Raw genomic sequence first — 21,765 nt, forward strand, 5'->3', positions numbered from 1 at the left:
CGGTGCCGCGGCTAGGGTGAGGGCGTGCCCAGCCCGATCACCGTGACGCCCGCCGAGGGCGTCGTACGCCTCGCCTGGACGGGCGAGGTCAGCACCGACGAGCTGCGGCGCGAGATCGCCGAGGCGATGACCGAGCAGCCCCGCGTCGAGGCGCTGGTCGACGCCGACGACGCGGTGGCGCAGCGGGCCGCCACCTGGGCGGGCCTGCACCGCGAGGGTGTACGCCGTGGTGTGGGCTCCGACGGACAGCCGCGCGACCAGATCGTCTTCGCCCGGCTCGTCACCGACGAGCCGGTCCACGAGCCGGGGGGCTTCCGCTCGCTGCTCAACTCGTTCCTCCCTCGCAAGCGGGCCATCTCGCAGATGCTGGTGCGTGACACCGACGACCGTGTGCTGCTGTGCCAGCTGACCTACAAGCGCGACTGGGACCTGCCGGGCGGCGTCGTGGAGGTGGGCGAGTCCCCGCGCATCGCGGTGGAGCGCGAGGTGGAGGAGGAGCTCGGCCTGACCCTCGCGGCGCGATCGCTCGTGCTCACCGACTGGCTGCCTGCCTGGGGCGGCTGGGACGACGCGGTCTGCCTGGTCTTCGACGGGGGCACCCACCAGGCATCGGTCCTCGACGCCGTGGTCAAGCAGGAGCGCGAGATCCGCGACGCCCGCTTCTGCACCCTCGAGGAGGTCGACGAGCTCGCCGCCGACTTCACCGCGCGACGCATCCGGGCCGCGGTCGGCGGCCACGAGCCGTATACGGAGTCCGGTCGCTGAGGCAAGATGCCTGCATGGCTTGGGTCTACGAATTCTCAGAAGGCAGCAAGGACCAGAAGGACCTCCTCGGCGGCAAGGGGGCCAACCTCGCCGAGATGACCAACCTCGGGCTCCCGGTGCCACCGGGCTTCACGATCTCCACCGAGACCTGTCGGGCCTACCTGGCGCTGCAGGAGTCGGGCGAGGGCGGCGAGCCGGACGGCCTCGCCGAGGAGGTCACCGAGCACCTCGAGCGGCTCGAGTCCGCGATGGGCAGGCGTCTGGGCGACGCAGGAGACCCGCTGCTGGTGTCGGTGCGCTCGGGTGCGAAGTTCTCCATGCCCGGGATGATGGAGACGGTCCTCAACGTCGGGCTCAACGACGAGTCGGTCGGCGGCCTCGCTGCGCGCAGCTCCGACGAGCGCTTCGCCCTCGACTCCTACCGGCGCCTGCTCCAGATGTTCGGCCAGACGGTGCTCCACGTCGACGGCGAGCTCTTCGCCGAGGCCCTCGACGAGACCAAGCGCGCCCTCGGCACCGAGTCCGACCTCGACCTGGGCGCCGACGACCTTCGCGCACTCGTCGAGCGGTTCAAGGCGATCATCGAGGAAGAGACCGGCGACGAGTTCCCCCAGGACCCCCGCGAGCAGATGGACCTCGCGATCCGTGCGGTCTTCGAGTCCTGGAACACCGACCGGGCGCGCCTCTACCGGCGCCAGGAGCGGATCCCCGAGGACCTCGGCACGGCGGTCAATGTGCAGGCGATGGTCTTCGGCAACTTCGGCATGGACTCCGGCTCCGGCGTCGCCTTCACCCGCGACCCGGCGAGCGGCGAGCAGGGCGTCTACGGCGACTACCTGCAGAACGCGCAGGGCGAGGACGTCGTCGCCGGGATCCGCAACACGGTGACGCTGGCCGACATGGCCGAGATCGACCGCCGGTCCCACGACGACCTGCTCGACATCATGACGCGCCTGGAGCGGCACTACCGCGACATGTGCGACATCGAGTTCACCGTCGAGCGCGGCAAGCTCTGGATGCTCCAGACCCGCGTCGGCAAGCGGACACCGGAGGCGGCGTTCCGCATCGCCGTCCACATGGTCGACGAGGGCCTGATCCAGATGGACGAGGCCGTCCTGCGGGTGACCGGCGACCAGCTCGCGCAGCTGATGTTCCCGCGCTTCGACGCGACCTCCGAGCGCACCCTGCTCGCCCAGGGGATGAACGCCTCACCCGGCGCGGCCGTCGGCAGGTGCGTCTTCGACTCCGACACCGCCGTCGAGTGGGCGGCGCGGGGCGAGGACGTGATCCTGGTGCGCAAGGAGACCAACCCCGACGACCTGCGCGGCATGGTCGCCGCTCGCGGGATCCTCACCAGCCGGGGAGGCAAGACCTCGCACGCCGCCGTGGTGGCGCGCGGCATGGGAAGGACGTGCGTGTGCGGCGCCGAGTCGCTCGACGTCGACACCAAGGCCAAGGAGTTCCGCGTCCGCGACGGCGAGACCGTCCGCGAGGGCGACGTGATCTCCATCGACGGCACCACCGGCGAGGTCTTCGCCGGTGCCGTGCCGGTGGCCGACTCCGTCGTCGTGCGCCACTTCGAGGGCGAGAAGCTCGACGACGACCTCGCCCACGCGGTCGCGCGGATCATGGCGCACGCCGACGGCGCCCGCCGCCTGCGGGTGCGCACCAACGCCGACACCCCGGAGGACGCCGCCCGTGCTCGTCGCTTCGGCGCCCAGGGCATCGGCCTGTGCCGCACCGAGCACATGTTCCTCGGCGAGCGGCGCGAGCTGGTCGAGAAGCTGATCGTCGCCGAGGACGAGGCCGGTGTGGAAGGGGCGCTGGCCGCACTCCTGCCGCTGCAGCGCCAGGACTTCACCGAGATCCTCGAGGCGATGGACGGCCTGCCGGTGACCATCCGGCTCCTCGACCCGCCGCTGCACGAGTTCCTGCCCGACCTCACCGACCTGAGCGTCGAGGTGGCCCTGGCCGAGGAGCGCGGCCAGGTCGACCAGCGCGCCGCCACCCTGCTCACCCACGTGCGGCGCCTCCACGAGCAGAACCCGATGCTCGGGCTGCGCGGCGTCCGGCTCGGGATCCAGATCCCCGGCCTCTTCCTCATGCAGGCGCGGGCGATGGCCGAGGCTGCTGCCGATCGGATGGCCGTCCACGGCACCCCCCGACCGGAGATCATGGTGCCGCTCGTCGCCAGCGTCCGCGAGCTCGAGATCGTCCGGGCGGACATCGAGCGGGTCATCGCGGAGGTCGAGGAGGACCGCGGCATCAAGCTCGACATCGCGATCGGCACGATGATCGAGCTGCCGCGCGCCGCGTTCCTGGCCGACCGGATCGCCAAGCGTGCCGACTTCTTCTCCTTCGGCACCAACGACCTGACCCAGATGGCGTGGGGCTTCTCCCGCGACGACGTGGAGTCGTCGTTCTTCTCGCGCTACTTCGAGCACGGCATCTTCGACGTCTCGCCGTTCGAGTCCCTGGACCAGCGCGGCGTGGGTGGCATGGTCGAGATGGGCACGACCAAGGGCCGCGAGACCAAGCCCGACCTGAAGGTCGGCGTGTGCGGCGAGCACGGCGGCGACCCGCGATCGGTCCACTTCTTCGACGACGTCGGGCTCAACTACGTCTCGTGCTCGCCCTTCCGGGTGCCGGTGGCCCGGCTCGAGGCCGGACGCTCGGTCCTGGGCAAGCGCGACTCAGAAGAGCGCTGAGGCGAGGTTGCGACGACCCGCGAGCACGCGCGGGTCGTCGTTGCCGACTGCGGCGAAGAGCCCGAGCAGGTGGTCGCGGGCCTTCGACCGCTCCGGGTCGGCCGTGCGCGCGACCAGGTTCACCAGCCGGGTGAAGGCGTCCTCGACGTGCCCGCCGAGCATGTCGAGGTCGGCGACCAGCGTCTGGGCGTCCACGTCGTCGGGGGCGTCGGCCGCGGCGGCTCGCGCCTGGGCCAGGTCGACGCCCTGGGTGCGCTGCATGACCTTGGCGATCGCCAGGCCGCCGGCCGCCTCGACGTCCGCGGGATTGGCCTCGACGAGCTTCTGGTACTCCGCGACGGCGCTGTCGATGTCACCGGCTGCGAGCGCGTCCTGGGCGGGCGCGTAGCGGGGATCCACGACCTCCTCCTCGCCCTCGGCGGAGGGCGCGCCGCCGGTGCGGGGCTGGTGCCGGCCGGTGATTCCCTGCGTGGTGAGCTGCTGGGCGACCTGGGTCAGCGCGGTGCGCAGCTCCTCGATCGGCAGCGGGTCCTGCAGGAGCGGCATCGGGCGTCCGTCGACCACGGCGACCACGAGCGGGATCGAGGGGATCTGCATGGCCTGCGCGATCTGCGGCGCGGCGTCGATGTCGACGAGGCCGAGCAGGAAGCGGCCCTCGTGCTCGCCCACCACGGTCGCCAGGTCGTCGGCGAGCTGCCCGCTCTCGGGCATCCGGGTGCGGCTGTAGAAGGCCAGGAGCACCGGTGCGGTCATCGACTGCTCGAGCATCCCCTGGAAGTTCTGCTCGTCCACGACCACGCTGTACGACGACGCGGCGCCGGTCGGCGTACCGGTCTGCGCACCGGTCGGGGCACCTGCGGGAGCGGCGGGCTGCGGGGCGGGCTTGCCCAGCCCGGAGAGGTCGATGGCACCTGGGCGGCTGAACGGCTGCTGCGTCATGGACACAATCCTAGGGAGAGACGCCACGGGCGCGGGCACGGGTCGGTAGCCTCGCCGCATGGGATCCCGGCGAGCCGCGCTGATGACACGCCATCGTCGCAACTTCGGGCTGCTGGGGCGCTTCGGACTGGTCGGTGCGTCCGGGGTGCTGGTCAACCTGCTGACCATCGTGGTGCTGCGCCGCCTGGGCCCCCACTTCGACGACGCGGTCGTGGCCCTCGGGTCCACCGGCTTCAACATCCGCTGGTACCACGTCTACTCCACCCTGGCCTTCCTGGTGGCGAACCTCTCGAACTTCCAGCTCAACCGCACCTGGACCTTCCGCAGCAGCAAGGCGCAGCGGTGGTGGTCGGAGTACTGGCCGTTCCTGGTGGTCGGCTTCGGCGGCCAGCTGGTGGGCCTGGCGCTCCTCACCCTCCTGATGCACCCCCACTCCGCCGTGAGCCTGCCGACCGAGGTCTTCGACGACTCCTCGGGGCTGCGCAACCGGCTCTACTGGTCGCAGCTGATCGTCATCGGCCTCGTCACGCCGCTGTCGTTCGTGTTCAACAAGCTCTGGACGTTCGCGGCGGTCCGGACCGGCCGGCTGGACCTCGCCGACCCCATCCGTGAGGGTGAAGTGATGGCTGGGAAGGATGGGACCTGAACGGTCCCGACTGTGGCCGAGACGTGCACCGTCTCGCCTGTCACCGCGCCTGCGCTGCGTGGTAGAAACTCCCCGGAGTTCGACGGGAGGGACGCCACTCAATGACGACATCGGGGTCGTACGACTTCGCCGGCTACCAGGTCCTGGTCGTCGGTGGCACGCGAGGCGAGGGCCACGCGATCGCGTCGTCCTTCGTCTCGTGCGGCGCCTCGGTGACGGTGACCGGCACGATGATGCTGCGCTCGCTCTACGACTCCGACCTCTCGGCCTTCGACTACGAGTCGGTCAACCTGGCCCGCCAGGACTCCATCGACCACCTCGCGGCGACCATCGACCACATCGACGTGCTCGTGCTCGCCGCCACCTGCCACCTCCCCTACGGCCTGCCGGCCGGTGAGCACGACTTCATCGTCGAGGCGTCCCGCTCGGGCTTGCTGGGTCCGACCTTCCTCACCACTCGGCTGCGGCTCAAGCTCGGCCAGAGCCCGGCGCTCGGCGGTGGGTGCGTGGTCAACACCGGCGCCGTACGCACCTGGCTGGAGCTGTCGCACACGCCCGAGAGGGCCCACGCCGAGCTGGTCGCCTCGACGACGCGCGCCGCGGGCAACTGGGCCGGGCTCGGCGTGCGGGTCAACTCCGTCGCCCGCTCACCCCGCCCCGTCCTTCCCCGCCAGTTCGCCCCCCGCCCGGTCGCGTCCGCCGGCAGCCGGGTCGCCGGCGGCACGCTCGTGCGCGACCCACGGTCAGCCACCGACGGTGCCGTCGCCGACGCCGTGCTCTTCCTCGCCAGCAGCTCGGCGTCGCGGATCACCGGCCACACGCTCACGATCACCTGAGGCTCACCCGACCGGGGTGAGCTCGCGCTCGGGCTCCCGTCCGGGTCGGCCGCGCAGGAGCTGCGCGGCGACGCGTCCTCCTCGATTCGAGCGAAATGCTCCGCGATCGGCGTCCGGGCGGTTACGGTCCATGCACTCGTTGGCAACAAGAGATCCACAAGTGCTTCGCGGCCGCCTCGGGCTCCGTCGCTTTCCCGTCGTTCGGAAGGACGTGCTCACGTGACTGCTGAACTCATCTCCTCACCCGCCACCCGGCGCCGTACGTCGTGGGCGGGGCGCGCGTCGCAGCACCGTCGCCAGCAGGTCGGCTCCCGCGACGCCCGCACCGACGCCCAGGTCGAGGCGCTCTGGCTGTCCCTCGTCGAGGTGCTCCGCGCGATGGACGACCCGTCGTCGGCCGTGCTCTGCACGGTTGGCGGTGCCCCGGTGGCGGCCTACGGCCTGCCGAAGCCCGAGGTCCCGCGCGTCTCCCGCCAGGCCGGCACCGCCTTCGCCACTCGCACCCGCCCGGACGGTCCGGCCGGGGAGATCGAGACGGTGGAGCTCACCGCCGGACGGCGCCACACCGTGATCGCGTCCGTCCCCGGGGCGGACGCCGACCACCTGCTCTCGGTCACCGCGGAGGGCGTCAGCCCGCCGCTCCTGGAGGCCTGGACCCGGCGGGCCGCCGAGGACCTGCGCCAGGCGCTGTCAGTCGCCGCCGCGATCGAGTAGCCGGTCCGCCGCGGCGTAGGGATCGGTCTCCCCCGCCGCGACCCGGGCGGCGAGCACCTCGACGAGGTCGTCGCCGCCGTCGGTCCCGCTCCAGCGCTCGCGCAACGCGGCCAGGGCGATCGCCTCGACCTCGCGCCGCGCCCGGAGCGTACGCCGCCTCGCGAGCTCGCCGGCCTGCTCCAGCCAGGCCGCGTGGCGGTCGACCTCCCCGAGCAGGCCGTCGATCCCCTCCCCCGTGCTGGCCACGGTCATCAGCACCGGCGGACGCCAGGCGCCCTCGTTCCGCTCGCCGAGGGACAGCATCGTGCGCAGCTCTCGCCGGGTGCGCTCGGCGCCCTCACGGTCGGCCTTGTTGACGACGTAGAGGTCACCGACCTCGAGGATGCCTGCCTTCGCGGCCTGGATCCCGTCACCCATCCCCGGCGCCAGGAGCACGAGCGTGGTGTCGGCCAGCCCGGCCACCTCGACCTCGCTCTGGCCCACGCCGACGGTCTCGACGACGACCACGTCGCAGCCGGCCGCGTCGAGGACCCGCACCGCCTGCGGGGTCGACCAGGCGAGGCCGCCGAGGTGGCCACGGGCCCCCATCGAGCGGATGTAGACGTCCTTGTCGAGCGCGTGGTCGCCCATCCGCACCCGGTCGCCGAGCAGCGCTCCGCCGGAGAAGGGCGACGACGGGTCGATGGCCAGCACGCCCACACGCTTGCCCGCGCGGCGCATGCCCGCCACCAGCGCGTTGGTCGACGTCGACTTGCCGACACCCGGCGGCCCGGTGACGCCCAGCACGTGCGCGTGACCGGTGTGCGGGTTGAGGGCGGCCATCACCTCGCGCAGCAGCGGGGAGGCGTCCTCCACGAGGGTGATCAGGCGCGCGACCGCCGCCGCCTCGCCCGCACGTGCCCGTGCGACGAGGTCGGGGACCGCTTGTGGGCCCCGCCGCGTCACGACCGCCGCCTCGCGGCCGGGGTCACCGAGCAGGCACGCGGATGATGAGCGCGTCGCCCTGCCCGCCACCGCCGCAGAGCGCCGCCGCACCGGTGCCACCGCCACGGCGCTGGAGCTCCAGCGCGAGGTGGAGCACGATCCGGGCACCGGACATCCCGACCGGGTGGCCGAGGGCGATGGCGCCGCCGTTGACGTTGACCTTGTCCTGCTCCACTCCGAGCTGGCGCGCGGACTCGATGCCGACGGCCGCGAAGGCCTCGTTGAGCTCGAAGAGGTCGATGTCGGAGACCGCGATGCCCTCCTTCTCGGCCGCCTTGGCGATGGCGTGGGCCGGCTGGAGCTGCAGCGAGGAGTCCGGGCCGGCGACCTGGCCCGAGGCGCCGATCTCGGCGAGCCACGTGAGGCCGAGCTCCTCGGCCTTGGCCTTGCTCATCACCACGACCGCGCAGGCGCCGTCGGAGATCTGCGAGGCGGACCCCGCGGTGATGCTGCCGCCCTTGGCGACGGGCCGCAGGCCGGAGAGCGACTCGACGGTGGTGTCACTGCGTACGCCCTCGTCCTCCGCGACCGTGACCTCGCCACGGCGGGTGGAGATCGTGACCGGGACGACCTCGTCGTCGAAGACGCCGTTCTTCCACGCCAGCGCCGCGCGCTGGTGGGACTGGGCAGCGAAGGCGTCCTGCTCCTCGCGGGTGAGGTTGGCGCCGGCGGCGTTGCAGCCGTCGGTCAGGCTGATCATCGCCTGGTCGGTGAACTGGTCGTGGAGCGCGTCGTAGGCCATCGAGTCGACGAGAGCGGTGTCGCCGTACTTGAAGCCCTCGCGGCTCTTCGGCAGCAGGTGGGGCGCCTGCGTCATCGACTCCATGCCTCCGGCGACGACGATCTCGTGCTCGCCGGCGCGGATCAACTGGTCGGCCATCGCGATGGCGTTGATGCCGGAGAGGCAGACCTTGTTGATGGTGATGGAGGGGACGCTCATCGGGATGCCGCCCTTGACGGCCGCCTGGCGGGCGGTGATCTGGCCGGCGCCGGCCTGGATGACCTGGCCCATGATCACGTAGTCCACCTGCTCGCCGGTGACGCCGGCCCTCTCCAGCGCGCCCTTGATGGCCACGCCGCCGAGGTCGGCCGCCGACTGGTCCTTGAGTCCGCCGAGCAGGCGGCCGATCGGGGTGCGAGCCCCGGCAACGATCACGGAACCGGTCATGAGCTTCTCCTCCAGGCATGCGGGGTGGTGGGTGCTACCTCCGACGACGATACCCATGACGCCGGTCGGCGCGGCAGGGTGTGGCAGCCGCCCGGAGTGAGGCACACGTCACACCTCCTCGCGCCCCACGCCTGCGGAGTGCACGATGACCCCCATGAGCGCGCCCGACCTCCCAGACGACCTCCAGCACCTCTTCACCGCGATCGACCACGTCGGCATCGCGGTGCCCGACCTCGACGCGGCGATGGCCTTCTACCGCGACTCCTACGGGATGCGCGTGCTCCACGAGGAGACCAACGAGGAGCAGGGCGTGCGTGAGGCGATGGTCGGCGTCGGCGACTCCGGCTCCTGCATCCAGCTGCTGGCACCGCTGACGCCCGAGTCGACGATCGCCAAGTTCCTCGACCGCAACGGACAGGGCATCCAGCAGCTCGCGTTCCGGGTCGAGGACGTCGAGCACGTCGCCGACGTGCTCCGCGGGCGCGGACTGCGCCTGCTGTACGACGCGCCTCGGCGCGGCACGTCGGGCAGCCGCGTGAACTTCATCCACCCCAAGGACGCCGGCGGGGTGCTCGTCGAGCTCGTCGAGCCCGTCCGCTAGCACCCGGCGCGAGGAATCTCACACCTCGCACCACGCAAGGTTACTCGCCGGTACGTTGACCCCGATCGCGCCATTGATGCCTCACCAGGAGCCCCTCGTGCACAACATCCTCGAAGCCATCCAGTCCGGCAACGCCACCTCGGAGGACTTCGCCTCCTTGGAGCTGCCCGAGTCCTACCGCGCCGCCTTCGTCAAGAAGGACGAGGTCGACATGTTCGAGGGGGTGGCCTCCCGGGACAAGGACCCCCGCAAGTCCCTCCACGTCGACGAGGTGCCGCTGCCCGAGCTCGGTCCGGGCGAGGCGTTCGTGGCCGTGATGGCCAGCGCCATCAACTACAACACCGTGTGGACCTCGATCTTCGAGCCCGTCTCGACCTTCGGCTTCCTCGAGCGCTACGGCCGCAACTCCGAGCTGACCAAGCGCCACGACCTGCCCTACCACGTGGTCGGCTCCGACCTCTCCGGCGTCGTGCTCAAGGTCGGCGCCGGCGTCACCAAGTGGAAGCCGGGCGACCGCGTCGTCGCGCACTGCCTCTCGGTCGAGCTCGAGGGCCCCGACGGCCACGACGACACGATGCTCGACACCGAGCAGCGGATCTGGGGCTTCGAGACCAACTTCGGCGGCCTCGCCGACGTGGCGATGGTCAAGGCCAACCAGCTCATGCCCAAGCCCGAGCACCTCACCTGGGAGGAGGCCGCCTCCCCCGGCCTCGTGAACTGCACGGCGTACCGACAGCTGGTCTCCAAGAACGGCGGCGACATGAAGCAGGGCGACAACGTCCTCATCTGGGGCGCCTCGGGCGGCCTGGGCGGCTTCGCGACGCAGTACGCCCTCAACGGCGGCGCGACCCCCGTCTGCGTGGTCTCCAACGAGGAGAAGGCCGCCATCGCCCGCAGCATGGGCGCGGAGCTGATCATCAACCGCTCCGAGGAGGGCTACAAGTTCTGGAACGACGAGAACACCCAGCAGGACCCGAAGGAGTGGAAGCGCTTCGGCGCGAGGATCCGCGAGCTCACCGGCGGCGAGGACATCGACATCGTCTTCGAGCACCCCGGCCGTGAGACCTTCGGTGCGTCGGTCTTCGTCACCCGCAAGGGCGGCACCATCACCACGTGCGCGTCGACCTCGGGCTACATGCACGAGTACGACAACCGCTACCTGTGGATGAACCTCAAGCGCATCATCTCCAGCCACTTCGCCAACTACCGCGAGTCGTGGGAGGCCAACCGCCTCATCGCCAAGGGCAAGATCCACCCCACCCTGTCGAAGACCTACACGCTCGAGGAGGTCGGCCAGGCCTCGCTCGACGTGCACCACAACTCCCACCAGGGCAAGGTCGGCGTCCTGTGCCTCTCGCCCGAGGAGGGACTCGGCGTCCTCGACCACGAGATGCGCGCGCAGCACGAGAGCGCGATCAACCGCTTCCGCGGCGTCTGAGGGGTCCGCACGCCCCGACGAGACACTGCTCACACCCCGGTTCGCCCGACTCCCTCGGAGTCGTCCGCGAGCCGGGGTGTGATGTTGTCGGGCCATCGGCAAGACTGGCACCCACGCAGTCAGTTCGACCGAGAGAGGGTGCCTCGACCATGAGCTCCGACAAGAGCCTGTCCATCTTCGACGAGCCGGAGTCCGCCGACGACGCGGCCGAGGAGACCCAGGTGCTCCCGGTCACGGCGAAGGACGAACCGCAGGTCGCGAAGCCCCGTGCCGACACCCGTGCCGCGACCCCCGCCACTCCGTCAACTCCTGCCTCGGACGCCGAGGCGACGCGCCGCTCGCCGGTGGTCCCGCCCGCAGCCCGGCCGGCTCAGGCTGCCGCCCAGGCCCCGTCGCCCGCGTCCTCCGCCGCACCGACGCCGGCCGGGGCGACCCCGCTGCCCGTCGTACGCCGCGGTGGCTACGACAAGGCAGCGGTCGACCAGCGCGTCGGCCAGCTCCAGACCGAGAAGTCCGGCCTGGCCACCAGCCTCGCCAGCAGCGAGCAGCGCGTCATCGAGCTCGAGGCCGAGCTCGCGGCCGCCCGCGAGGAGCTGCAGGAGAACGCCAACCCGACGTACGCCGGGCTGGGCGGGCGCGCCTCCTCGATGCTCAAGATGGCCGAGGACGAAGCGGCCGACGTACGCCGTGCCGGGCACCGCGACGCCGACGACATCCGCAAGGCCGCCGAGCGCGATGCCACGAGCATCCGCGCCGACGCCGCCCGCGAGGCCGACGACATGCGCATGGTGCAGCTCAAGGAGCTCGACGAGATGCGCGCGCGCCTCACCGCGGACGCCGAGACCGAGCGCAGCCTGGCCAGGGCCGAGGCCGAGGACGTCCTGGCCGCCGCGCGCCGCGAGTCCGATCAGCTGCGCCTGGCCGCGCAGCAGGAGACCAACGAGATGCGGGTGACCGCGACCCGCGAGGCCGAGCAGGCCCGCGCCGCCGCGGACCGCGAGGTCCAGGAGGCCCGACGCACGCTCGCGGTCGAGAAGGAGCGCCTGACCCGCGAGGCCGCCGAGCACCACAGCAACGCCACGGCCGAGACCCAGCGCCTCGTCGCCGAGGCCGAGGCACGGGCCACCGCCGCCGAGCAGCGCGCCCGCGAGGCCACGGCCCAGGCCAACGCCCACCGCCAGCAGGCGCAGGCCGAGGCCGAGGGGCTCCTCACCCGCGCGCGTCGCGAGGCCGAGCAGGTCGTCGCCTCGGCCCGCACCCAGGCCGACTCGATCGGGGCCACCCGGGTGGCGGAGGCCGAGCGCGAGCTCGCCAACATCCAGGCCGAGGTCGATCGGGTCGCCAAGCGACGCGACGCCATCACCGCCCAGCTCGGCGCCCTGCGCGACGTCGTCGCCGGCTTCGGCGAGGACGAGTCCTGAGCTGGCGCCACCGGCTCCGGGAGGCCGTCGCCCCGCGCGACGCCGAGACCCAGCCAGGCTCCGCCGCGACCGACCTGCCCCCCGGCGCCGGGGTCCAGGAGGTCGTGGAGAAGGTCAGCGAGGACGCCGACCGCGCCGAGGCGGCCGCCGAGGCCGCCGAGGACTCGGCGAAGTCGGCCGCGGAGATCGCCGAGCAGATCGACGATGCCATCGACCTCGTGGTCGACGAGGCGGCGCCGGCGCCCTACGTCCCGGCGGAGGTTCCGGCGGCACCTCTGCTGCTGCGTCACTCGCCGTTCAAGATCGGGTTCTTCGGAGCCTTCGGCGCGCTGGTCGCCGTCTTCTTGTCCCAGCAGCTGCTGAGCATCTCCTCGATCCTGATCCTGCTCGTGATGTCGATGTTCCTCGCCATCGGGCTCAACCCTGTCGTGGAGCTCTTCATGCGCCGCGGCATCCGGCGCGGGCTCTCCGTGCTGCTGGTGCTGGTCGTGGTGATCGGGGTGCTCGCGCTCTTCGTGGTCGCCATCGCCCCGGTGATCAGCGAGCAGATCACGGCGATCACCCGCAACGCCCCGGGGTGGCTCGACGACCTCCAGGCCAACTCGCAGGTCCAGAAGCTCGACGACCGGTACGACGTCATCGCCAAGGCGCGCGACTACATCCAGAACGGCGACTTCGGCCAGAAGGTCTTCGGCGGCGCGCTCGGCGTCGGGCTGCGGGTGCTGTCGGCGGTCGCCAACAGCTTCATCGTCCTGGTGCTGATGATCTACTTCCTGGCCTCGCTGCCCAGCATCAAGCACGCCGCCTACTCCTTGGCGCCGGCCTCCAAGCGGCCGCGCGTCAGCGAGCTCGGCGACAAGATCATCCGCTCGACCGGCGCCTACGTCGCCGGCGCCTTCCTCGTCGCCCTGTGCGCGGGGCTCAGCACGCTGGCGTTCTCGTTCATCGTGGGACTCGGCGAGTACGCCTTCGCCCTCGCCTTCGTGGTCGGGCTGTTCTCGCTGATCCCGGTCGTCGGTGCCTTCGTGTCGGGCGCGCTCATGACGCTGCTCGCGCTGACGGTCTCACCCACGGTGGCGCTGGTGGCGCTGGTTTACTACGTCGCCTACCAGCAGGTGGAGTCCTACCTGATCTACCCGCGGATCATGAAGAAGTCGGTCGACATCCCCGGCTCGGTGACCGTCGTGGCCGCGCTCGTGGGCGGCTCGCTCCTGGGGATCGTCGGCGCCCTGCTCGCGGTGCCGGTGGCCGCGGCCCTGCTCCTGCTGCACCGAGAGGTGTTCCTCAGGCGGCAGGACGCCCTCTGACCGACACGGGGTCGGGATCCGAGTCGGGCTCGGGGAGCGGCTCCACCACCAGAGACGTACGCCCCTCCCCCAGCTTGACCACGACGACGCCGGCGAGCACGAGCAGGCCGCCGGCGAGCTGGACGGTGCGCGGCAGCTCGCCGAGCAGCAGCCAGGCCCAGAGGACGGCGGCGAGGACCTCGCCGAGCGCGACGAAGGACGCCAGGCGGCTCCCGAGGCGACGCCCTGCCTCGATGCCGGTGACGTAGGCCAGGGCCGCGGTCACCAGGCCGAGGGCGACCACGGTCGCCCACCACGGCACGGTGAAGCCGTCGTAGGCAGCGTCTGCGGTCGAGGCCCGGAAGGGCAGCACGCCGCTGGCACCGGCCGTCGACAGGACGACGCTCGCGACGAACAGGCCACCGGCGGCGAGGCTGATGCCGGGCAGCCCGTTGGACTCGTCGGCGGAGATGACGAAGTACGACGCCGCACCCACCATCGCCCCGAGCGCCCACAGCACCCCGACCGCGCTGAGGTCGGCCCCGGAGAGGACGTCCAGCACCAGCACGAGACCGCAGGCGGCCAGGGCGGCGCCGAGCACCGTCAGCCTGGAGGGCCGCTGACCGTGGCGGAGCCAGAGCCACATGACGACCGCGACCGGGGCGGTGTACTCCAGCAGGAGCGCGACACTGACCTGCATGTAGGTGACGGCGTAGAAGTAGCACAGCTGGGCACCGGCGACGGCGGTGATCCCGTAGACCGTGATCACTCCGGCGTTGTCGCGCAACAGGTGCCAGCGGCCCCGCAGGGCCAGCAGGCCGGGGACCAGGAGGACGAGGGCGGCCAGGACGGTGCGCACGGTGACCGCGGCCCCGGCGCTCCACCCGGTGTCGAGCAGGCCGCGGGCGAGTGCGCCCGACATGCCGAAGCTCACGGCGGAGGCGAGCGCGAGGAACAGGCCGGCCGCTGTCCGGGAGGATGTGGTGTCATGAGTCAAAGCCGTCACAGTCATGACGCTAGGGCGCGTTGCTGTAATGTGTCAACATGCTTTTCACGGATGACACGGACGCGGCCCTGCAGGCAGCGGTCGCGCTGGTGAACTCGACCGACGAGCCGGGCGACCCCCTCGGCTCGCTCGAGGACCTCTCCGCCTTCCTCACGGCCTGGTCCTACACCGGACGCCACGACGCCGGTGCCGAGGAGCTCGCCTCCCTGCGCCGGCTCCGACCCGCCCTGCGCGAGCTGCTGCTGGCCGAGCGCGACGAGGCCGCGGAGATCGTCAACCACATGCTCGCCCGTGCCCGGGCGCTCCCCCAGCTCCAGCGCCACGACCAGTGGGACTGGCACCTGCACGCCGTGGAGCCGGACCGGCCGCTCGACGAGCGCGTCATCGTGGAGACCGCGATGGCGATGGTCGACGTGATCCGGGCGAACGAGATGACCCGACTCGACCGCTGCGCCGCCGACGACTGCGACGACGTGGTGCTCGACCTGTCCCGCAACCGCTCGCGCCGCTACTGCTCGACCACCTGCGGCAACCGTGAGGCCGTCGCGGCCTACCGCGCCCGCCAGAAGGCCTGACGCCGGCACCGCTCAGGCCAGGAAGCGCCTCAGCACCTCGAGGAAGACCTCGGGCTGCTCGGAGTGCACCCAGTGCCCCGCACCCTTGACCAGCACCCGGCGGTTGCGGGGGAAGCGGCGGTCCATCTCCTCGGCGTGCTCGTCGGCGATGTAGTCCGAGTCCGCCCCGCCGACCCACAGCACCGGGCCGTCGTACGTCTCCTCGCCGAGCGCCTCGGCGGGCCAGCCCGTGAGCTCCGGCATCGAGTCGGCGAGCAGGTCCAGGTTCAGCTGCCAGTGCCACCCGTCGTCGCTGCGACGCAGGTTCTGGAGCAGGAAGCTGCGCACCACCGGGTTCGGCACGGCCTCGCGCAGGGCGTCCTCGGCCTCGGAGCGGGACCCCAGCGCGGCCAGGTCGAGGCCCTGCATGGTCTCGATGTAGCCCACGAACTCGCGCCCGCTCGGGTACGCCACCGGCGCGACGTCGACGACCGCGAGCCGCTCGACCAGCCGGGGGTGGCGCAGCGCCAGGCACATCGCGATCTTGCCGCCCATCGAGTGCCCGACGAGGGCCACCGGCTCGTCACCGAGCTCGGCGGCCACCAGGTCGGCGAGCTCGAGGTAGTCGAAGGTCTCGGTCCACGGGGAACGTCCGTGGTTGGGCATGTCGAGCAGCAGGACACGGTGCTCTTCGCTGAGCGCCTTGGCAGCCTGGGTCCAGTTCCTGCCCTGGCCGAAGAGGCCGTGGCAGAAGACGACGCGGGACCCGGTCTCGCCGAGCTCGGTGCGGTGCAGGCTCACCCCGACATCCTGACGTGCGGGTGGTGCGGCGAGGTCGAGGGGGTCGAGCCGGCTCAGAAGTCGAAGCCGTCGAACATTCCGCCGATGCCGTCCCCGATGCTGCCGAACATGTCGCCGAGCCCCTCGCCCATCGCGCCCAGGCCCTCGCCGAGACCGTCGAAGCCTCCGCCGAAGAGCATGCCCATGAACATCCAGTCCATCGGGCCGAAGGTGCCGAAGTAGCCCTGGGCGTAGGGCTGGTAGGCCCGGCCGCCCTGCCAGTAGGGCACCCGGCGCGAGCCGACCATGACCTTGCGGATGTCGGGCTCGGCGCCGGCGCGGACGCGCTCGACGTCGAGGGCGCAGGCGGGCACGTCGCGCGGAGCGCCACCGGGCGGGGTCCACGGCACGTCGGCCACCGACAGCCCGTGGCGCGGGTCGAAGAAGCAGGGCGGGCGGCGCTGCGGGAGGGGTTCGCCGGCGACGCGGGCCCGCACGCACGCCATCGCGTAGCGGCCGTCCTCGAGGATCTCGGTCACGTGGCGCACGTCCTCGGGACGGCTGAGCGCGGCAGCCGCCGTCTTCGCGGACTCGTAGGAATCGAGGGCGCGCTGGTAGTCCGCGTTGGCGCCCGGGTCGAGCTGCTCGCCCGCGAGGTCGATGTCGAGGTCCTGGAGCTCCACGCCGAGGGCGGTGACGTCCTCCTCGGCGAGCTTCTTCACCGGTGCGACCTCGGCCTCGGCGCGGGCCAGCTCACGCTTCTTGCTCGACCTGCCGGCTCCCACGGCGAGCGCCGTGAGACCTCCGAGGACGACGAGCACGAGCACGAGTTCCATGCCGCCAGAGTACGCAGAACCTGCAAGAGCAGGCCGCCCATCGACCCCCGACGATGTGCGACCTGCTCCGGCACGTGGCCCGTGGGCGTCGGGACCATCCCCTCGTGCGGTCCCCACGCCCGTGGCGCTCGAGAAGACTCCCGCGAACCTGCGGGGGTCGGCATCCGTAGTCCTACCTATCTCTCCGGTCCGGGACGATAGATTCGATCCGTGCTGTCCCCCTGTCTCGGTCGTGAGGACCTCCGGCGTGCGCTGGACCGGGCGCTCGAGGAGTCGCGCTGGGTCACCGTGGTCGGTCCTCCCGGCAGCGGCAAGACGTTGCTCGTGCGCCACACCGCGGAGGGGTTGGGTGCCACGTGGGTGGACGCCCGCGCCCTGCGCCACCTCGACGAGGTGCTCCTCGCCGCCCTCGGCGGTCTCGGCGCCGAGACCGCTCCCGGTGACACCCCGGCCGGCGCCCTCGGCCGCGCGCTCGACGGACGAGACTGCGTGCTCGTCCTCGACGGCCTCGACCTCGACGCCACCGGCGCCGGTCCGGCCATCGAGGCGATGCTCGAGGGCACCACCGACGTACGCGTCGTCGTGACGGCCCGCGCCACCGCCGGCGAGCCGCACGAGTCCGTCGTACGCGTGGGGCCGTTGCCCGTGCCCCACCAGCGCGCGCCGCTGGAGGGTCCGGCCGTCGAGCTGTTCCTGCGAGGCATCCGTGCCGCGGGCGGACCGCTCGTCGACCTCACCTCGCAGGCCCACGAGGTACGCCGCCTGTTGAGCGCCACCGGCGGGCTGCCGCTCCTCATCGAGCAGGTGGCCGTGCAGTCCGCGCTGGTCGGGCTCAGCAACGCGATGTCGACCGTCAGCCTCGACCAGGCCGTCGACTCCGCGCACGGTCTGCTGGACCCGTCGAGCGCCACTGCGCTGCGCCGCATCGGCCTGCTGGACTTCCCCGTCGGTCTGGGTGTGCTCGCCCACGTGCTCGAGCGGTCCCCCGCCGAGGCCGCCGAGCTCGCGGGCGACCTCGTGCGTCGCAGCCTGCTCGAGGTCGACCGGCGCGGGCACTTCGACACGCTCTCCCCCATCCGCGGACGAGCCCGCGCACTCGCCGACCCCGACGACGTCGTGGCCGTCGGCTCCGGGCTCCTCGCCTGGGCCCAGAGCCATGCCCCCGACCACGACAACTTCGGGGCAGCGGACGCCGAGTGGCTCCGCGACCTCCCGGCCATGCGCCACGCCGTCCTCACCGCCTGCGCCGACCCCGCCAGCCGCGCCGAGGGCTACTCGGTCGCCAACCGGATCTTCTCCTCGCTCTACACCTCCATGCGCGCCCGGGAGGCGCTCGAGATCCTCGAGGGCGCGCTGTCGAGCGGCGACGGCCCCTCGGACATCGGCGCCCAGGTCGCGCGCCGCGCCGGCATCGCGGCCTCGGAGGTGCGCGGCACCTACGAGGGCCTCTGGCTGCTCGACCGTGCCGACGAGCACGCCTCGGCAGCACCGCGGCCCGAGGAGCAGCTGGCCAAGACGGCGTCCATCCGCGCCGAGATGCACCTCGACGCCGGAGACACCGCCCGCGCCGAGGCGGAGGCGAAGCGGGCCATCAGCCTCGACCCCGACGGATCGATCCGCCGGCAGGCCACCCGCACCCTCGCCGACGTGTACGCCTCCCAGGGCCGCTTCGCCGAGGCGGCCCGGGCCGTGAGCGACGCGATGCCCGCGCGGATCAGCCGCGACGAGCGCTGGATCGACCTGTCCGCACGCACGATCCTGGCCCGCATCGCACTCGAGCAGGGGCGGATCGCCGAGGCCGTGGCCGGCGCCCGCGCGGTGGTGCTGGAGGCCCGGGAGCTTGCCGAGGACCGGGTCGGGCTGCTGGCAGAGACGCTGCTGCGCGGCATCGACCCGACGTGGCAGGCCAGGGACGTCGTGCGCGACACGCTGCCGTGGGCCGTACGCCTCCCCGTCCTCGCGCAGGACGGGCGCGACCTGCTCGTCGCGGGCGAGACCCGACAGGCAGCCGGGCTCGCCGCCGACGTCGTGGCGCTCGCCGACTCTGCGCGCCTGGGTCGCGACGGCGTCGAGGCGCGGCTGCTGCTCGGGCGGGCGCTTGTCGGCCTCGGCGACCTCGACCAGGCCACGACGACGTACCTCACTGCGCTCGACAGCTGTCACGCCATGCGGCTGCCTCTGCGTGCTGCGGACGCGCTCGACGGCCTCGCAGGGGTGGCGCAGGCGCGCGACCTCCCGGAGGCCCGGCTCCTGGCGGCGGCCGCCTTCGCCCTGCGTACGCCGCGCATGGCGGTGCGCTGGGGCTACTCCGCCGACTATGACGTGGTCCCGGCGAACCGGGCTCCTGCGGAGTGGATCGACGGCGCCGAGCTCTCCGACGACGCCGTCGCACTGGTGACGGCTGCCTTCACCCGGCCGGGCCCGAGCGCGCCGTCGGTCCTCGACGCCCTGACCGCCGCCGAGCGCCAGGTCGCCGACCGGGTCGCGCACGGCCTCACCAGCCGGCAGATCGCCGAGGAGCTCTTCGTCTCCCCGCGCACGGTCGACGCGCACCTGACCCACATCTACCGCAAGCTCGACATCAACACCCGAGCGCGCCTGGCCGCGCTCGTCGTCGACAGCCGCTGAGCCCGGCGCAGGGGTCGCCCACTGTCGGTGGGGTGGTCCACGATGGACCGATGAGCCGGACCATCCAGGTGACCTTCGACGCCCACGACCCCGAGACGCTCTCCCGCTTCTGGGCCGACGCGACGGGCTACGTCAACCCTCCGCCGCCCGGGCGCGAGCTGGAGCCCGGGCAGGACCCGTTCGAGGCATGGCACGCCTTCCTCGCCGAGGTGGGTGTGCCGGAGTCGGAGTGGAACTCCGCGTCCGCCGCGCAGGACCCTGACGGGACCGGACCGCGGCTGTTCTTCCAACGGGTGCCCGAGGGCGCGACCGTGAAGAACCGTGTGCACCTCGACCTGCGCGCCGCTCCCGGGCTGGAGGGCGAGGAGCGGATGGCCGCGCTCGAGTCGGAGGCCGAGCGGCTGGTCGCGCTCGGCGCCACCCGTGTCGAGCGCCACGAGCCCGCCCCGCCGATGACCCCCGGGCACATCGTGATGAGCGACCCCGAGGGCAACGTGTTCTGCCTCGACTGACCAGCACGGCCCGAGGGACGAGGTCCGCGCGTGGGGTCAGTCGGGTCGAGCGACCGCAGCGACCGAGCCTGCGAGGTCGCGAAGCGTGTCGAGACAGCTGACGCCGGCTCAGCGGGCGCTGTAGTCCCGGAACCCTCGGCCGGTCTTGCGACCGAGGTAGCCCGCGGTCACCAGGTGCTCGAGCAGCGGCGCCGGGGAGAAGCCGGGCTCGCGGAACTCGAGGTAGAGCTCCCTCTGGATCGCCAGCGACACGTCGTTGCCGACCACGTCGAGGAGCTCGAAGGGTCCCATCGGCAGGGCGCAGCCCTGCTTCATCGCGGTGTCGATGTCGTCGGCGGTGGCGTAGTGCGCCTCGAGCATCTTGACCGCGTCGTTGAGATAGGGGAACAGCAGCGCGTTCACGATGAACCCGGAGCGGTCACCGCACTTCACGGCCACCTTCCCGACGCGCTCGCACAGTGCGAGCACGGTCTCGGTCACAGCCTCGTCGGTGGCGACGGTGGAGACGACCTCGACCAGCTTCATGATCGCGGCGGGGTTGAAGAAGTGCATGCCGATGACGTCCTGGGGACGCTTGGTCACCTTGGCCATCGAGATGATCGGCAACGACGACGTCGTGGTGGCCAGGATCGCGCCAGGCTTGCAGATCTCGTCGAGGTTCTCGAAGAGCGTGGTCTTGACGGCGAGGTCCTCCGCGATCGCCTCGACCACGAGGTCGACGTCCTTGAGGTCGTCGAGCGAGGTCGTGCCGCGCACCCGGCCCAGCACCTCGGACTTCTGCTCCTCGGTCGCGCGACCGCGCTGGATCTGCTTGTCGAAGTTCTTGGTGATGGTCGCGACCACACCGTCGACCTTGTCCTGGCCGCGCCCGGTGAAGAGCACGTCGTAGCCCGCCTTGGCGAAGACCTCGACGATGCCGGAGGCCATCGTGCCGGTGCCGACGACGCCGACGAGCTTGATGTCGTGGCGCAGCTGAGGCTTGTCGTCGGCGCTCGGGGTCTGGGCGTCCGCGACCACGATCGGGGAGTCGGGCGCCTCGTAGGTGTAGAAGCCGCGGCCCGACTTGCGACCGAGCAGGCCGGCGGTGACGTACTGCTTCAGGATCGGCGCGGGCGCGTGGAGGCGGTCGCGGCCCTGCTTGTACATCGTGTCGAGGATCTCGTAGGCGGTGTCGAGGCCGATCAGGTCGAGCAGCGCCAGCGGGCCCATCGGGTAGCCGCAGCCGAAGCGCATGGCCGCGTCGATGTCCTCGCGGGAGGCGTACTTGCCCTCGTACATCGCGACGGCGTGGTTGAGGTAGCCGAAGAGGAGCGTGTTGGCGATGAAGCCGGCCTTGTCGCCGCACACGACCGGGTTCTTGCCGAGGCTGCGCAGCAGGCCCTGGACGTCGGCGAGGACGTCGGGCTCGGTGACCACCGTGCGGATGATCTCGACGAGGTTCTGCACCGGCGCGGGGTTGAAGAAGTGGACGCCCACCACGCGGCCGGGCTTGGCGTTGGCCGTGGAGATCTCGGTGACGCTGAGCGAGGAGGTGTTGGTGGCGAGCACCGCGTCGGGGCGCACGATGTCGTCCAGCGCACGGAAGATCGACTTCTTGACCTCGAGCGACTCCACGACGGCCTCGACGACGAGGTCGGCCACGGCCAGGTCGGCCATCTCGGTGGTCAGGGTGATCCGGCCGAGCAGCTCGGCCTGTTGCTCCGTCGTCATCTTCTCGCGCTTCACCGCGCGGCCCGTCGAGTGCTCGAGGTGCTCGCGACCGCGCTGGACGCCTGCCTCGTTCTGCTCGACGCCGATGACCGTGAAGCCGTTGCGGGCGAAGACCTCGGCGATGCCGGCGCCCATCGTGCCGAGGCCGATGACGCCGACGGTGCTGAACTCGCGGGTGATTTCGTCGCTCATGGACGCATGCTCCCACGCGGGCGATCCCCGGTGGGTGTGGG

At 71.9% G+C, this 21,765-nt stretch carries 19 protein-coding genes; 12 read left to right on the forward strand and 7 right to left on the reverse strand.

The features are described from left to right. The first annotated feature begins 24 nt into the window (after nt 1–24). Together K4G59_RS16525 and ppdK are read left to right on the forward strand one after the other, a co-directional pair. Complete coding sequence (locus tag K4G59_RS16525; protein WP_231252162.1) at nt 25–765, forward strand: NUDIX hydrolase; 741 nt, start codon at nt 25–27, stop codon at nt 763–765. Between the two features lie 14 nt (nt 766–779). Continuing rightward, the gene (gene ppdK / locus K4G59_RS16530; protein ID WP_231252163.1) at nt 780–3,473 is read left to right on the forward strand and encodes a pyruvate, phosphate dikinase; all 2,694 of its coding nucleotides are present in this window, start codon (nt 780–782) and stop codon (nt 3,471–3,473) included. Here the strand turns inward: ppdK and K4G59_RS16535 are convergent. Beyond that, nucleotides 3,459–4,412 (reverse strand): tetratricopeptide repeat protein, encoded by a 954-nt coding sequence (locus K4G59_RS16535; protein ID WP_231252164.1) that lies wholly within the window; start codon nt 4,410–4,412, stop codon nt 3,459–3,461. The genes ppdK and K4G59_RS16535 overlap by 15 nt on opposite strands. Before the next feature lie 58 nt (nt 4,413–4,470). On the opposite strand from K4G59_RS16535, the gene K4G59_RS16540 reads away from it, so the two are divergent. From K4G59_RS16540 to K4G59_RS16550, 3 genes are all read left to right on the forward strand, one after another. Beyond that, the gene (locus tag K4G59_RS16540) at nt 4,471–5,058 is read left to right on the forward strand and encodes a GtrA family protein (protein WP_231252165.1); all 588 of its coding nucleotides are present in this window, start codon (nt 4,471–4,473) and stop codon (nt 5,056–5,058) included. A 101-nt stretch (nt 5,059–5,159) separates the two neighbouring features. Next, on the forward strand, nt 5,160–5,894 hold the full coding sequence (locus K4G59_RS16545; protein ID WP_231252166.1) for an SDR family oxidoreductase: 735 nt from the start codon (nt 5,160–5,162) through the stop codon (nt 5,892–5,894). A 219-nt stretch (nt 5,895–6,113) separates the two neighbouring features. Beyond that, the gene (locus K4G59_RS16550) at nt 6,114–6,608 is read left to right on the forward strand and encodes a hypothetical protein (protein ID WP_231252167.1); all 495 of its coding nucleotides are present in this window, start codon (nt 6,114–6,116) and stop codon (nt 6,606–6,608) included. On the opposite strand, the gene meaB is transcribed toward K4G59_RS16550, so the two are convergent. Then, entirely contained in the window at nt 6,585–7,553 is a 969-nt protein-coding gene (gene meaB / locus K4G59_RS16555; protein ID WP_231252168.1) for a methylmalonyl Co-A mutase-associated GTPase MeaB, read from the reverse strand. The two genes, K4G59_RS16550 and meaB, sit on opposite strands and share 24 nt — an antisense overlap. Before the next feature lie 22 nt (nt 7,554–7,575). Continuing rightward, nucleotides 7,576–8,760 carry an acetyl-CoA C-acetyltransferase gene (locus K4G59_RS16560; RefSeq protein WP_231252169.1) on the reverse strand — a complete coding sequence of 395 codons (1,185 nt, stop codon included), beginning with the start codon at nt 8,758–8,760 and terminating at the stop codon, nt 7,576–7,578. 154 nt (nt 8,761–8,914) lie between these two features. On the opposite strand from K4G59_RS16560, the gene mce reads away from it, so the two are divergent. From mce to K4G59_RS16580, 4 genes are all read left to right on the forward strand, one after another. Then, entirely contained in the window at nt 8,915–9,361 is a 447-nt protein-coding gene (gene mce / locus K4G59_RS16565; RefSeq protein WP_231252170.1) for a methylmalonyl-CoA epimerase, read from the forward strand. A 97-nt stretch (nt 9,362–9,458) separates the two neighbouring features. Next, nucleotides 9,459–10,799 (forward strand): crotonyl-CoA carboxylase/reductase, encoded by a 1,341-nt coding sequence (gene ccrA, locus K4G59_RS16570; RefSeq protein ID WP_231252171.1) that lies wholly within the window; start codon nt 9,459–9,461, stop codon nt 10,797–10,799. A 149-nt stretch (nt 10,800–10,948) separates the two neighbouring features. Next, a complete protein-coding gene (locus tag K4G59_RS16575) occupies nt 10,949–12,220 on the forward strand; it encodes a coiled-coil domain-containing protein (RefSeq protein ID WP_231252172.1) in 1,272 nt (423 codons plus the stop codon). A gap of 104 nt (nt 12,221–12,324) precedes the next feature. After that, nucleotides 12,325–13,527, forward strand: coding sequence for an AI-2E family transporter (locus K4G59_RS16580; RefSeq protein WP_231252173.1), 1,203 nt, complete (start codon nt 12,325–12,327; stop codon nt 13,525–13,527). Here the strand turns inward: K4G59_RS16580 and K4G59_RS16585 are convergent. Continuing rightward, a complete protein-coding gene (locus tag K4G59_RS16585) occupies nt 13,505–14,512 on the reverse strand; it encodes an EamA family transporter (protein ID WP_231252174.1) in 1,008 nt (335 codons plus the stop codon). The genes K4G59_RS16580 and K4G59_RS16585 overlap by 23 nt on opposite strands. 38 nt (nt 14,513–14,550) lie before the next feature. Between K4G59_RS16585 and K4G59_RS16590 the strand changes: the two genes are divergently transcribed. After that, nucleotides 14,551–15,087, forward strand: a complete 537-nt coding sequence (locus K4G59_RS16590; RefSeq protein WP_231252175.1) for a CGNR zinc finger domain-containing protein — start codon at nt 14,551–14,553, stop codon at nt 15,085–15,087. Between the two features lie 12 nt (nt 15,088–15,099). On the opposite strand, the gene K4G59_RS16595 is transcribed toward K4G59_RS16590, so the two are convergent. Then, nucleotides 15,100–15,867 carry an alpha/beta fold hydrolase gene (locus K4G59_RS16595; protein WP_231252176.1) on the reverse strand — a complete coding sequence of 256 codons (768 nt, stop codon included), beginning with the start codon at nt 15,865–15,867 and terminating at the stop codon, nt 15,100–15,102. A gap of 53 nt (nt 15,868–15,920) precedes the next feature. Next, on the reverse strand, nt 15,921–16,682 hold the full coding sequence (locus K4G59_RS16600; protein ID WP_231252177.1) for a hypothetical protein: 762 nt from the start codon (nt 16,680–16,682) through the stop codon (nt 15,921–15,923). A 210-nt stretch (nt 16,683–16,892) separates the two neighbouring features. Here K4G59_RS16600 and K4G59_RS16605 point away from each other — a divergent pair, with 210 nt between their 5' ends. Further along, on the forward strand, nt 16,893–19,310 hold the full coding sequence (locus K4G59_RS16605; RefSeq protein ID WP_231252178.1) for a helix-turn-helix domain-containing protein: 2,418 nt from the start codon (nt 16,893–16,895) through the stop codon (nt 19,308–19,310). 50 nt (nt 19,311–19,360) lie between these two features. Next, nucleotides 19,361–19,822 (forward strand): VOC family protein, encoded by a 462-nt coding sequence (locus K4G59_RS16610; protein ID WP_231252179.1) that lies wholly within the window; start codon nt 19,361–19,363, stop codon nt 19,820–19,822. A gap of 108 nt (nt 19,823–19,930) precedes the next feature. Here K4G59_RS16610 and K4G59_RS16615 read toward each other — a convergent pair whose 3' ends face one another. Then, nucleotides 19,931–21,724 (reverse strand): 3-hydroxyacyl-CoA dehydrogenase family protein, encoded by a 1,794-nt coding sequence (locus K4G59_RS16615; RefSeq protein WP_231252180.1) that lies wholly within the window; start codon nt 21,722–21,724, stop codon nt 19,931–19,933. Nucleotides 21,725–21,765: the final 41 nt, after the last annotated feature.

Origin of the sequence: Nocardioides furvisabuli, assembly GCF_021083185.1 — a bacterium.
GTDB classification, from domain to species: Bacteria; Actinomycetota; Actinomycetes; order Propionibacteriales; family Nocardioidaceae; genus Nocardioides; species Nocardioides furvisabuli.

Bases quoted from the DNA above. Each gene is read 5' to 3' on its own strand.
- K4G59_RS16535 (WP_231252164.1), bottom strand. From the start codon at position 4,412: ATGACGCAGCAGCCGTTCAGCCGCCCAGGTGCCATCGACCTCTCCGGG.
- K4G59_RS16615 (WP_231252180.1), bottom strand. From the start codon at position 21,724: ATGAGCGACGAAATCACCCGCGAGTTCAGCACCGTCGGCGTCATCGGC.
- ppdK (WP_231252163.1), top strand. From the start codon at position 780: ATGGCTTGGGTCTACGAATTCTCAGAAGGCAGCAAGGACCAGAAGGAC.
- K4G59_RS16545 (WP_231252166.1), top strand. From the start codon at position 5,160: ATGACGACATCGGGGTCGTACGACTTCGCCGGCTACCAGGTCCTGGTC.
- mce (WP_231252170.1), top strand. From the start codon at position 8,915: ATGAGCGCGCCCGACCTCCCAGACGACCTCCAGCACCTCTTCACCGCG.
- K4G59_RS16560 (WP_231252169.1), bottom strand. From the start codon at position 8,760: ATGACCGGTTCCGTGATCGTTGCCGGGGCTCGCACCCCGATCGGCCGC.
- K4G59_RS16600 (WP_231252177.1), bottom strand. From the start codon at position 16,682: ATGGAACTCGTGCTCGTGCTCGTCGTCCTCGGAGGTCTCACGGCGCTC.
- K4G59_RS16610 (WP_231252179.1), top strand. From the start codon at position 19,361: ATGAGCCGGACCATCCAGGTGACCTTCGACGCCCACGACCCCGAGACG.
- K4G59_RS16590 (WP_231252175.1), top strand. From the start codon at position 14,551: ATGCTTTTCACGGATGACACGGACGCGGCCCTGCAGGCAGCGGTCGCG.
- K4G59_RS16575 (WP_231252172.1), top strand. From the start codon at position 10,949: ATGAGCTCCGACAAGAGCCTGTCCATCTTCGACGAGCCGGAGTCCGCC.
- K4G59_RS16540 (WP_231252165.1), top strand. From the start codon at position 4,471: ATGGGATCCCGGCGAGCCGCGCTGATGACACGCCATCGTCGCAACTTC.